This is a genomic window from Caballeronia sp. AZ7_KS35 (genome assembly GCF_023631045.1).
Lineage (GTDB): Bacteria > Pseudomonadota > Gammaproteobacteria > Burkholderiales > Burkholderiaceae > Caballeronia > Caballeronia zhejiangensis.
This window is the reverse complement of the sequence record NZ_JALQDV010000057.1, coordinates 33,124-44,712: the sequence shown is the minus strand read 5'-3', so window position 1 is coordinate 44,712 and position 11,589 is coordinate 33,124. Positions and strand designations below refer to the sequence as shown.

At 63.8% G+C, this 11,589-nt stretch carries 9 protein-coding genes and 4 pseudogenes; 9 read left to right on the top strand and 4 right to left on the bottom strand.

The features are described from left to right. Nucleotides 1-194: helix-turn-helix transcriptional regulator (locus tag NCT05_RS32275; RefSeq protein ID WP_350030103.1), on the bottom strand; the 194-nt coding region annotated here is incomplete at its 3' end. Between the two features lie 955 nt (nucleotides 195-1,149). Between NCT05_RS32275 and phaZ the strand changes: the two genes are divergently transcribed. Then, the gene (gene phaZ, locus NCT05_RS32270; protein WP_250504104.1) at nucleotides 1,150-1,962 is read left to right on the top strand and encodes a poly(3-hydroxyalkanoate) depolymerase; all 813 of its coding nucleotides are present in this window, start codon (nucleotides 1,150-1,152) and stop codon (nucleotides 1,960-1,962) included. Between the two features lie 353 nt (nucleotides 1,963-2,315). Here the strand turns inward: phaZ and NCT05_RS32265 are convergent. From NCT05_RS32265 to NCT05_RS32255, 3 pseudogenes are all read right to left on the bottom strand, one after another. Then, nucleotides 2,316-2,441, bottom strand: a pseudogene (locus tag NCT05_RS32265) (IS3 family transposase); the annotation flags it as partial. Then, a pseudogene (locus tag NCT05_RS32260) lies at nucleotides 2,438-3,633 on the bottom strand (IS256 family transposase); the annotation flags it as partial. The pseudogenes NCT05_RS32265 and NCT05_RS32260, both read right to left, overlap by 4 nt. 144 nt (nucleotides 3,634-3,777) lie before the next feature. Further along, nucleotides 3,778-4,143, bottom strand: a pseudogene (locus NCT05_RS32255) (IS66 family transposase); the annotation flags it as partial. Here NCT05_RS32255 and NCT05_RS32250 point away from each other — a divergent pair. From NCT05_RS32250 to NCT05_RS32215, 8 genes and pseudogenes are all read left to right on the top strand, one after another. After that, nucleotides 4,130-4,300, top strand: a pseudogene (locus NCT05_RS32250) (porin); the annotation flags it as partial. The pseudogenes NCT05_RS32255 and NCT05_RS32250 overlap by 14 nt on opposite strands. 279 nt (nucleotides 4,301-4,579) lie before the next feature. Beyond that, nucleotides 4,580-5,647: a catalase family peroxidase gene (locus NCT05_RS32245; protein WP_250504102.1), complete on the top strand. Its 1,068-nt coding sequence runs from the start codon at nucleotides 4,580-4,582 to the stop codon at nucleotides 5,645-5,647. 166 nt (nucleotides 5,648-5,813) lie between these two features. Further along, complete coding sequence (locus NCT05_RS32240) at nucleotides 5,814-6,359, top strand: RNA polymerase sigma factor (RefSeq protein ID WP_250504101.1); 546 nt, start codon at nucleotides 5,814-5,816, stop codon at nucleotides 6,357-6,359. After that, entirely contained in the window at nucleotides 6,356-7,261 is a 906-nt protein-coding gene (locus NCT05_RS32235; RefSeq protein ID WP_250504100.1) for an anti-sigma factor, read from the top strand. Before NCT05_RS32240 ends, NCT05_RS32235 begins: the two co-directional genes overlap by 4 nt. A gap of 160 nt (nucleotides 7,262-7,421) precedes the next feature. Then, nucleotides 7,422-8,384 carry an anti-sigma factor family protein gene (locus tag NCT05_RS32230; RefSeq protein ID WP_250504099.1) on the top strand — a complete coding sequence of 321 codons (963 nt, stop codon included), beginning with the start codon at nucleotides 7,422-7,424 and terminating at the stop codon, nucleotides 8,382-8,384. Between the two features lie 103 nt (nucleotides 8,385-8,487). Further along, nucleotides 8,488-9,312, top strand: a complete 825-nt coding sequence (locus NCT05_RS32225; protein ID WP_250504098.1) for a hypothetical protein — start codon at nucleotides 8,488-8,490, stop codon at nucleotides 9,310-9,312. Nucleotides 9,313-9,341: 29 nt separating this feature from the next. Continuing rightward, nucleotides 9,342-10,235, top strand: a complete 894-nt coding sequence (locus NCT05_RS32220; protein WP_250504097.1) for a Tll0287-like and HAMP domain-containing protein — start codon at nucleotides 9,342-9,344, stop codon at nucleotides 10,233-10,235. Nucleotides 10,236-10,238: 3 nt separating this feature from the next. Beyond that, nucleotides 10,239-11,588 (top strand): serine/threonine-protein kinase, encoded by a 1,350-nt coding sequence (locus tag NCT05_RS32215; RefSeq protein WP_250504096.1) that lies wholly within the window; start codon nucleotides 10,239-10,241, stop codon nucleotides 11,586-11,588. The last annotated feature ends 1 nt before the right edge of the window (nucleotide 11,589 follow it).

The window sequence follows — 11,589 nt, the reverse complement described above, 5'->3', positions numbered from 1 at the left end:
ACCGCCATTTCGGGCGTGATGCTCGCGCTGCCGTCGAAGATCCGGTGAAGCGTTTGACGAGCCACGCCCAGATCTCGAGCCGCCTGGCTCACTGAGAGGCCCAAATGGGGCAGCACGAAGATCTTGAGAAGATCCCCGGGACGGTGTGTCGTATCCTGGTAAGGGATGTTGCGGGGAATCGACGTGGAAGCCATGGCGGGGAGTGTAACGCTTGACGTGACAAGTACCAAGAATACCATGAACTTTGTCAGCCGCGCGCTGGGCTTCCCGGCCCAGCGCCAAATTGAAACGTCTGGCGAATCTTCACAAAGGATTGAGCACGATCGGGAATGAGGGAATACTCGCTCTGCGCGTCGCATAACCGGACCGGTACAGGATTGCTTGGAGCAACCACCCTTACCTTCCTTTGTTTTCCCTTCCTGATCGTTGAAGGCGTCGCATTGCAAGTCTGGAATTGCCGGCATTGACGATGCCCCTTGGAGGATCGCAATCGGCGAGTCGCCGACGGTGACGTCGCGGTATCGCGACGATCGCTGCAGTCATCCGCCAACTCACACGCTCGACTCGCTTTAGTCGGTCGGTTTTAGCTGAGCCGAGCGTCTCTTGACCGAGTCCGACGTCAGTCGCTCACCATTTTTTGCCGACGCAACGTTGGCCTTCTGCAGTCGTCGAAGCGACGTACGATCCCGTGTCGCGCTTGAGACACCGTAGAGGACATGCGACACGTGCCATTTACGTTCCGTGGGCAAGTCCGCCATTCCGACCCTTATTGCGCCGAACAAGCGGCAAACGGGAATTTTATTCAGAAATATTCGGAGGCGATCGACGCGCCACCGGCGGGCGAGTGGATGCGTTGCGGTCGCCGAACGGCAGCAGCACGAGGGACGAGGCACTTCTTCAGCCCTCCCTTCGAGAGAGGGGAGCAACTGACCGCTTGTCTCTAGAATGGAGACGTACCCAAAGCAACGACTGCTTCGGGCAGCCGCGATCGTCACCGTTCGCTGCTATGCGTCGGGCCTCATTTCGGCTTCGCGTTCTATGCCCGTGCGGCGTGGAAATCGCGAGGTCGTTGTTTCTGAACCGTTCGCCTGCGCAACGATCAACTTCGCCTCGCGCGAGTCGCCACTACCACTTCTCACCTTGGTCGTCATGAAAATTCAGTCGGTCGATCTCGACGGTCAACTTATTCGCGTCGGCATTCGTCGCGCCAACTCTGCTTTGCCGCCCCTTCTTATCTTTAACGGAATCGGCGCCAATCTGGAACTGCTCGAACCTTTTGTCGAGGCGCTCGGCGATGTTGAAGTCATTATTTTCGATGTCCCAGGGGTGGGCGGTTCGCCAGCTCCGCGCAAACCATACCGCTTCTCGACGTTGTGCGTTCTGACGGATAGGCTGCTAACAGAAATCGGCTACCTCGGGCCGGTTGATGTGTTGGGCGTGTCGTGGGGAGGCGCACTCGCGCAGCAGTTCGCGCGTCGGTATCCGAAGCGCTGTCGACGACTGGTGCTAGCGGCCACCACTCCGGGCGTGATCATGTTTCCCGCTCGCCTATCGGTCCTTTTGAAGATGCTAAGTCCCCGTCGGTACCGGGATCCCGCCTTCCTTCAAAAGGTTGGCGCTGAGATATATGGTGGCGCGTACAGACGCGACCCCCAGTTGCTCAAGGAGCACGGCCACCACCTACGACCGCCCAATGGGCGTGGCTACATCTTTCAGCTTCTTGCACTGTGGGGATGGAGCAGCTTGCTGTGGCTGCGACGCCTGCCACAGCCCACGCTCGTCATACATGGGGACGACGATCCGATCGTCCCCCTGATCAATGCGAAAATAATCGCAGCGTGTATTCGGTGCTCTGCCCTTCATGTCATTGATGATGGGCATTTGTTTCTTGTTACGCAAACAGACAGAGTAGCTGGTCTGGTTCGGGACTTCCTTCAGCGCCAAGCATCGTGTAAATCCTGATCCGACTGCCCACGCTCGGTTTGGCATCTAAGCGAGCTTTCCCGTTGGATCGGCATGTCGTGCTTACTGCCTGACGTCTTTTACCGAGTCGTTATTACGGAGACACGCCGCGACGGTAGCTAGCTGCAAAAGCATTCACCGGGTCGCGTAATGGGCGCGCTAGGATGGACTTCCCTCATGCATTCGGGTGTGATCTATTCATGAGGCGTAACGCACTCAACTCGCGGCGAACAGCGCAATTTCCGGGGTGACGCAATTGACCTGTCGCTGGCGCTTGTAGAATGGACGGCGTCAATCTACAAAAATTGAACAACATGTCTTGAGGTCGGTCGGAATCGGTGGAGGCCAACGCGTTAAGCAACGGTACGACCCAGATAGAACCGCTGCGTAAATGCAGCAGGCGACAGGTAGTTCAGACGTGCCTGCGTGCGCTGCCGGTTGTAGAACATTTCGATGTACTCGCCGATCGCGAGCCTGGTGGCATCTTCCAGTCCTTCTCGATGTTGCGCAAGGCCAGATACAGTAGTTTGCTGGCCGCTTCGTCGGTGGGGAAGTGGCCGCGGTTCTTGACGATCTTGCGCAATTGCATGTGCATGCTCTCAATAGCGTTTGTCGTATATACGATTCGACGCACCTCGGGCGGATAGGCGAAGAAGGGAATCACCTGTTCCCACTGGCGCTGCCACATCGCTGCCACGGTCGGGAATTTGCGGCCCCACTCGCTGCTTGCAAAGGCCTCGAGCGCCGCTGCGGCCGCCTCGGCGGTGGCGGCCTGGTAGATCGGCTGATCGCGGCCGCCAGCGGCTTGCGGTCTTTCCAGCTCGCCAGATTCAGCGAATTGCGGATCAGGTGCACGATGCAGGTCTGGATCTGGGCGGCCGGATAGACCGCCTCAATCGCTTCAGGGAAGCCGCGCAACCCGTCGACCACCGCGATCAGAATGTCGTTCAAGCCGCGGTTCTTCAGTTCGTTGAAAACCTTCAACCAGAACTTGGCGCCCTCGGTTTGCTCGATCCACAGTCCTAGCACTTCCTTGCGACCGTCGGCGCGGATGCCCAGCGCCAGATAGACAGCCTTGTTCTTGACGGCGCCTCCGTCGCGGATCTTCAGTCGCAGCGCGTCAAAGTACACGATCGGATACATCGCCTCGAGTGGGCGTTGCTGCCACTGCTCGACCTCAGCCAGCACCTCGTCGGTGACCGTCGAAATCAGATCGGGCGACACCTGCAGCCCGTACAACTCCAGCAGATGGCCTTGGATCTCGCGCACGCTCATGCCGCGCGCATACATGCTGATGACGTGATCATCGAAGCCGGGCAGCCGGCGTTGATACTTGCCAACCAGTTGCGGCTCAAACGTCGCCTGCCGGTCGCGTGGAATATTCAGCTTCAGTTCGCCGTTGGGCGTCAGGACCGTCTTCGAGCTCGTGCCGTTGCGGTGGTTGCCAGCCTTGCCTTGCTCGCTCTCGGCTTCCAGATGGTGGCTCAGCTCGGCCGCGAGCATGCGTTCGGCCAGCCGCTTCTTGAGTTGGCCGGCCAGACCCGATTCGCCCAGGACCGACTCGGCATCCTTGCCCTGAACTTGTGCAAGCAATTGGTCAATTAGCTCATCGGAAAACAGCTTCGGTGCCTTTGTTCTCTTGTTCTTCTTTGTCGCGGTTGCTTCGGCCATAGGACGTTATTCCCGTTATCGTCTCATGACCTTGGCACACTAAAAATCTGACAGGCTCGTTCGACCGGCTGCAACAAGCCCGGATATACATCTGCTACTCATTCTGCCGAATCTGAACACCGATGCTTGTGCAAACGGGAGGCGCTCATATACGTCGGTCATCAGGGCCGCACCTTCACGCAACAGCTTGTCAGCCAGCTTTGCACCTCGTCCTGGCGTGTAAGTGAAGCAGCAGATCGGCGTGCCCGAGCCGGTCATCTGCGACCAGAGATAGCTCTTTGTTTGTGGCTTGCGCCCCTTCTCCTTCAGGACCTGGAATCTCGTCTCGTCGCAGTAGATCAGATCTGCATCGAGCAACGCATCGCGCATCAGGTTGATCACAGGTTGCGTCGCAAGCCCGACACGGACGATGCTCGCGGCGATGGTGTTCGATGAGATGTCGCCGCCGAAGCGTCGCAGTAGGCCGGCCTGACGGTCGAGGGGCATCCCGAACTGGTACACCGCATTGATTGCCTACGATTCGGCGAACTTCGGTCTCGCTGCGTCATACGATGTCGCCCGCGGCGGCGTGGGAGCATCGGCACCGTTGAACAATCCCGCTTACACGGACACGCGCAATATTGTCGACGGATATTTTACCGTTGGCCCAGCCAAGTGCGGCTGCGGCATGGGCAGCGAAGCACTCGACGGCGGGAAGGTGCTGTCGGCAGCTGGAAAGCGGTCCGGCGCATCGCGCTGCCGGAACGATGCGCGAACATCTGCTTCGGCGTCCCGAAGCACAACGGTCTGTTCTTGCCGGGGTCGCAATTGCTTTATGCGGTGTTTTTGAACACGCCGGGCGTCGCAGGCGGTTGAGGTGGCGGCCAGGGGACTGTGCGCGTTTGGACGGGCTGCCATATACTCGACACCCTTTCGCTCTGATCAGTCGCGTAGTCCGCTCTGCGTTATGCCCCGAATTCCGCCTGCGCGATTCGTCATCGGTTGCGCATTCATCGCGTCAGCTCTCACCGTGGTCGTCGTATCGTTCTCGTGGGTCGCCGGGTGGATTGACTGGCCCGGCACGGCACCGGCGCTTTCGCCCGCACGCCTGATCGACGCATTCGAGCAAGCAGGCGGCAGGCACCTCGGGTTCCGTCGCAATCATGCCAAGGGAATCTGTGTAAGCGGCTACTTTGACAGCAACGGCAACGGCGCGGCGCTTTCGCGTGCCGAGGTCTTTCGACCGGGCCGCACGCCGGTGACGGGGCGCTTCTCCGCGCCGGGCGGCAATCCCGCGGAAAACGACGCGGCCACCACCGTGCGCAGCTTCGCGCTGCGCTTCATGATGCGCAACGGAGAAGAATGGCGCACCGGCATGAACTCCGCGCCGGTCTTCGCCGTTCGCACGCCGCAAGCCGTGTTCGAGCAACAGGAAGCCATGCGTCCCGACCCGCACACGGGCCGCGCGGATCCCGCCAGGCTGGAGGCGTTCTTCGCGGCGCACCCGGAAACCAACGCGTTGCGCGACTGGCTCGCCGCGCATGCGCCGTCGTCGGCCTTCTACAACGCGAACTATTACAGCATCAATGCGTTCCGTTTTACCGATTCGGACGATGCCACTCGATTCGTGCGCTGGAGCGTGACGCCGGAAACGCCCTACGCACCGTTCGACGCCAGCCGGAATGCAACGCGCGATCCCGACTTTCTCGCGCACGACCTGCGCACGCGGCTGCGCGAGCATCCCGTCACATGGCGCTTGATGCTGACGCCAGCAGGCCCGGGCGATCCCGTCGACGATGCCACGCGCGCGTGGCCTGCCGAAAGCGAAGCGCATCGAATCGACGCGGGCACGCTCGTCATCACGTCCGCCGAGTCGCAGATCGACGGCGCCTGCCGCGACGTCAATTTCGATCCGACCGTGCTGCCGCGGGGCATCGCGCCTTCCGGCGACCCGCTGCTCGCCGCACGCGCCGCGGCCTACGCCGAGTCGTTCAGGCGTCGCACGGCCGAGGAGGCTCGTGCGAACGTGCGTTGAAAAAATGAGAGAACGCGTGGAATAAAGCCCTCGGGCGAAGTGTTTCATCCCAAGTTAAACTTTGCGGTTCGTACCTCGCGCCGGTGCCGGGAAGGAGACGGTCGACCACGATCGCGACAGCACGCGCGGTATGGATCCGCCCGGGGATCATGGAGAGATACGTTCAATGAGCGGTGCAGACCTGCCCGGCATGCTTCCTGACATGCTGCCGCGCCTATGGACATTCGCGCTTCGTCTTTCGGGCGACCAGCACGATGCCGAAGATCTCGTGCAGCGCGCGTGCGTGCGCGGGCTCGAACGCGCACATCAGCTTCAACCCGACACCGCGCCCCTGAGCTGGATGTATGCCATCATCCATTCGACGTGGATCAACGAACTGCGCGCGCGCAGCGTCCGCAAGCGGGCGAGCTTCGAGTGGGACGACGATTTCCTCGAAAATCTGCCCGACCCGGTCGACAGAAGTCCGGAAACGCAGCTGATGCACGGGCAGATCGTCGACGCGATCGAGCGCCTGCCTGAAGCGCAACGTGTGGTCATGCTGCTCGTCGCGGTCGAAGGCTTCTCGTATCAGCAGGCCGCGGACACGCTGGAGATTCCGATCGGCACGGTGATGAGCCGCCTCTCGCGCGCCCGGCAGTCGATCGGCGCCATGTTCGGCGAGCAGACGTCCAAGGCTCGCCCCGCTCCGACTCACAAGGATTCGTTCGCATGATGGCTGACGACGCTCAACTTCTCGCTTATGTCGACGGCGGGCTCTCTCCGGAGGAGCGCGAATCCGTCGAAGCCCAACTACGCGAATCCGCGGAAACGCGCAAGAAAGTCGCGCTCCTGCGCGCCTCGAAGGTCGAGTTCGCGGACGCCTTCGCGAAGCAGCCTCTGCCTCCCGTGCCGGAGAGCCTGCGGCTCAACATCGACCAGATGGTGAAGGCGCATCGGGCCGCCGCGGCCGCCCCTGCCAATGAACCCGCCATTCCTGACGGCACGCATGCTCCCGCCGCGCCGGTGCGGTCGCGGCTGCGCCGCATGCCCATGTGGCTCGCCGCGGCATGCGTCGCGGGCGCGTTTGTGGCCGGCCAGTTCGTCCATTTCGGCTCGCTGCTCGGTTCACCGCAGCCCGGTGGCACGCAAATGGCGAGCGCGGATGTCTCTCCGTGGGTCGCCGCCGCCGTCGGCTATCAGAAGCTCTACACGCGCGACACGGTCGGCTATCGCGAAGACGATCCGGCCACCGCCGCCCGCGTCGTGGCCGACATCCGCAACGAAGACCGCATCGCGCTACGCGTGCCGGACCTCAGCAGCGCGGGGCTGACTTTCAAATCGGTGCAGCGCCTGCGCTTCAACAACAAGCCGCTGGTGCAAATCGTCTATCTGCCGCGCAACGGGCCGCCCATCGCGCTGTGCGTGATGAAAGATGCCCGGCCGGACGAGACGGTCGCGTCCCGCACGGTTGACGCCATGGACGTCACGACCTGGCGGCAGGGCGAGATGAGCTATGCGCTCATCGGCCAGGCGGGTGACGTCGATCTGGGCGCGCTCGGCAAACGCATCTCCGAACTCGACATGGCGCCGCTCTTCAGCGAGGCCTCGCACGGGCCGGCGAACCTGGCCGGGTGATGCGCCGCGCTTTTCTTTTTTAGCGCATGGAATAAACACCGTTTCAGGGTGTTGTGTGATTAGCCCCTCGTATCGGGGGGCGTGGGACGCGCGTCCAGTTTGCCGGACAGCGCGTGAGACCGCGCTGCACAATACGCCGCGAACAGCGCTTGAAAGCCTTATGACACCGGACGACATCGAACTGCTGGCCTACGTGGACGGCAAGCTGCCCGCGCCTGAACGCGCGGCGCTCGAGCGCCTGCTTGCCGCATCGCCCGATGCGACGTTGCGTGTCAAACGCCTCGAAGCGTCGAGCCTGCCGTACGCGGAGGCCTTCGCGTATCAGCGACTGCCGCCGGTTCCGCCATCGCTCGCACGGATGATCGACGGCATCGCGCAGGCCGCGTGCCTCGACACGCCGGGGCCGGCTCACAGCGGGCGCGGCGCCGGCGCCAACGACGACAGAAACATCGGCGCGCCCGTATGGCACGCGACGGCGCGGGTCCGCAGGACAGCCGCGGCCGGCTGGCTCGCCGCGGCGTTCTTCGCCGGCGCGCTCGCCTGCGGCTTCGCGTTGCGCTTTGGTTACGACGATGCCCGTCTCGTGCCGCATCAGCAAGGCGCTCAGGTCTCCGCGGATCCAGCGGCCGCGCCCTGGGTCGAGGCCGCCGCGCACTATCAACAGCTTTACAGCCGGGAAACGCTGGCGAATGTCGATGCCAATGCGGCGCTCTCGCAGACGACGCTCGACAAGATTCGCCAGGACGACCGACTCGCCATCGGCATTCCCGACCTGCGCGCGTATGGCCTCACCTTCAAGCGCGTTCAGCGCCTGCAATTTCATGGCCGGCCGCTGGTGCAGATCGTCTACCTTCCCGCGCAGGGCAACCCCGTCGCGCTGTGCCTGATGCACGAAGCGCAGGCCGACGCGATGCCCGTCGATCGCACCGTCGCCTCGATGGCGGTCGTCACGTGGCGCCGTGCGCACATCGGTTATGCGCTCATCGGCGCATCGGGCGACGCCGCGCTGAACCGGCTGGCGCGCAGCCTCGCGCAGGGCGACACCGCGTCGCTGTTCGGCGCCGTCGCGCCGCCGCTCGCCCCCGCTGACGGTTTGCGCACCCTCGTCGCATGGTCTGATTGAGGCGAGAGAGCACGGAATAATCGGGCTTCCCGGCTGTTTTGTTGATGAGACCGGCGTCTGCCGGACCACAACGCATCGACCGGCGGCGAGGATGATTCATCGATTGCCCTTCAGTACAGCAGGACTTGTCATTGCCGCGGCGGTAGCGTCGCCCGCATACGCGGGATGGACGCTCGCGAGCGCCGATGCGCCCGTCAGCGTGATTCGCGGAGCGCGCCTGAGCGATCTCACCGCGGGCGCGAGCCTGCGCGAAGGCGATATCCTCGAATCACGTGAAGGCGTCGTGCACCTGCAGGACGAACACGGCACGCTGCTCGCGCTCGGCGCGCGCACCCACGCCATGCTCGCCGCGGATGCGCACGTCGCGCTGCTCGACGGCTGGCTCAAAGTAGCCGCCGCAACCTGCGCCGTTCAAGCATGCGCTACGCCGCATGTGCATACCGAGCGCGGCGCGCTGGACATCGGCGCCGGGGCTGCGGCGATCGTGCTCGCGCGCGACGATGCGAACGCCGTCGATATCTTCAGCGAAACTGGCACGCAGACCCTCCCGGCGAAACCGCCCGTGACGCTCGCCAGCGGCCGCTTCGTCACCCTCGATGCGAATGCCGGCGCGCAACAGTCGGCGCGACCATCGAGCGCATTTCTCGCCGATATGCCCGTCGCCTTTCGCGACGCCTTGCAGCCGCTCCCGCCCGCGAAGCCGTCGCAGCGCGCGCCGGTTTCGCGCGCCGTGAATTACGGCGATGTCTCGCCGTGGCTCGTCAGCAGCCTGCCCGAACGCAGGGCATTCCCTGCGCGCTTTCGCTCGCGTCTTGCCGACACCGCTTTTCGCCGCGACGTGGATGCCCATCTGAAGGCACTGCCCGACTGGCACGCCCTGCTCTATCCGCCGCGACGCCCTGATGCCGCGGGCACCCGTCATCCATAAGCACTGCATATCATTACCATGTCATCGCCATGAAGCTCAGACTGTCTCTCAGCGTCAAATTCAACCTCGTGTTCCTGGCCATTTTCGCGGTCGCGCTGGTGGCGATCGGCGCGGTGTCGGACCGCCTGCTCCAGAAGCAGGCGCTCGAAGAAACCGTGCACGATGCCAACGTGCTCGCGAGCGCGGCATCGTCGATGCAGAACTACACGGCCGCGCACGTGACGCCGCTGCTCGCCACCCAGGTGAAGTATCGCTTCGTCCCCGAATCGATTCCCGCGTTCTCCGCCATCGAAATGCTGAACCTGCTGGAGAAGGACTTCCCGAACTTCTCTTACAAGTCGACGATGCTCAACCCGACCAATCCGCGCGACCGGCCGACAGACTGGGAAACGGACGTGATCCGCCATCTGCACGATCATCCCGAACTGAAAACCCTCTCCGGCGAACGCGATGCGCCCGGCGGCCGGGCGCTGTTTCTCGCGCGCCCGAGCCGCATCACCGATGCCGCGTGCATGCAGTGCCACAGCACGCCATCGGCCGCGCCCGCGACGGTCATCGAGAAGTACGGCACCGCGAACGGCTTTGGCTGGACCATGAACGAAGTCATCGGCGCGGAGTTCGTGTCGGTGCCGATGGCGCAACCCGTGGCGCGCGGCCGCGCCGTTTGGCGCACCTTCATGCTGTCATTGACTGGCGTGTTCGCGGTCTTGCTGATCGCGATGAACGTTATGATGCATGTGCTGATCACACGGCCGATCCGCTCGCTGTCGCACGCCGCCGATGAAATGAGCCTCGGCAAGCTCGACACGGTCATTCTGCAAACGCGCGGGTCGGATGAGATCGCCTCTCTCGCGGTATCGTTCGCCCGCATGCGGACGAGCCTCGTCGAGGCGTTCCGCATGCTCGACGAAGAGCAGGCCTAGCCGATGCCGTCGGCAGACGATGTGCCGGCAACGCTGGGGCGCTACGTCATCGAGCGCGTGCTGGGGCGCGGCGGGATGGGCATCGTCTATCTCGCGTTCGATCCGCATATCGAACGGCAGGTCGCGCTGAAGACACTGCACCGCCTTGCCACCGACGACGCCACCGCCGCGCACGAACTGACGGCGCGCTTTCTGAACGAAGCCCGCGCGGCCGGACGTCTCGTACATCCGAACATCGTCGCGATTTACGACTACGGCGAAGCCGACGACATCGCCTTCATCACGATGGAATACGTGCGCGGCGAAAGTCTCGCCGCGCGTCTCGCCCGGCACGCGCGCACGGCCACGCCGATGAATCCGGCCAGCGCCCTTCGCTGGTTCGCGCAACTGCTCGATGCACTCGACTACGCGCACGAGGCCGGCATCGTGCATCGCGACATCAAGCCGGCCAATCTGCTGATCGCGCCGCGCGGCGAATGCAAGATCGCCGATTTCGGCATTGCCCGTCTCAACACGTCGGCGCTCACACAGACGGGCACCTTGCTCGGCACCCCGAGTTACATGTCTCCGGAACAGTTCACCGGCGATACCGTCGATGCGCGCGCCGACCTGTTTTCCGCCGCCGTCGTGCTCTATGAAATGCTCACCGGCGTGTGCCCGTTCACCGGCACGCCGGCCGTGGTCATGCGCGGCATTCTCGACGACATGCCGCCGCTTCCGTCGAGCGTGGCGCGCGGCGTTCCCGCTTATGCCGACAACCTCGTGATGAAGGGCATGGCAAAGCGCCCGGACGCCCGCTTCGCCTCGGCGCGCGAATGGCGCGACGCGGTGCTGGCCGCGCTCGTTGCCGATGCCCAGGACGATGCCGAACGCACGGTGATCGCCGCGCGCGTTCCGCCCGCCGCGCCGGATGCGCTCGATGCGCCGCCTGCCTTCGCGCCGGACATGATCGCGCAAATCGAGAAGCGCCTCGCGAGCCACGTGGGTCCGGTCGCATCGCTGCTGATGCGCCGCGCCTGCGCGAATGCGGCGGACATCGATACGCTGCGCGGGCGGCTCGCGGCACATCTGCCGACAGACGAAGCGCGCCGCGATCTCGATGCGCTGCTGATGCGCCTTGCAGCCGCTACGCCGCCTTCGACAGGCGCACGGGCCCAGACCGTCAGCGCGGAAAGCGTGAACGAGGCCGCGGCGCGGCTCACGACCTATCTCGGCCCGGTCGCGCGCATCGTCGCACGCCGTGCTGCCGCGCAATCCGCCGATCTGCCCGCTTTCTATGAGCGTCTGCTCGACGCCGTGCCCGATGAGCATCGGCAAACCTTGCGGCGCGAATGGGGCATCGCGGGCGGCTAGC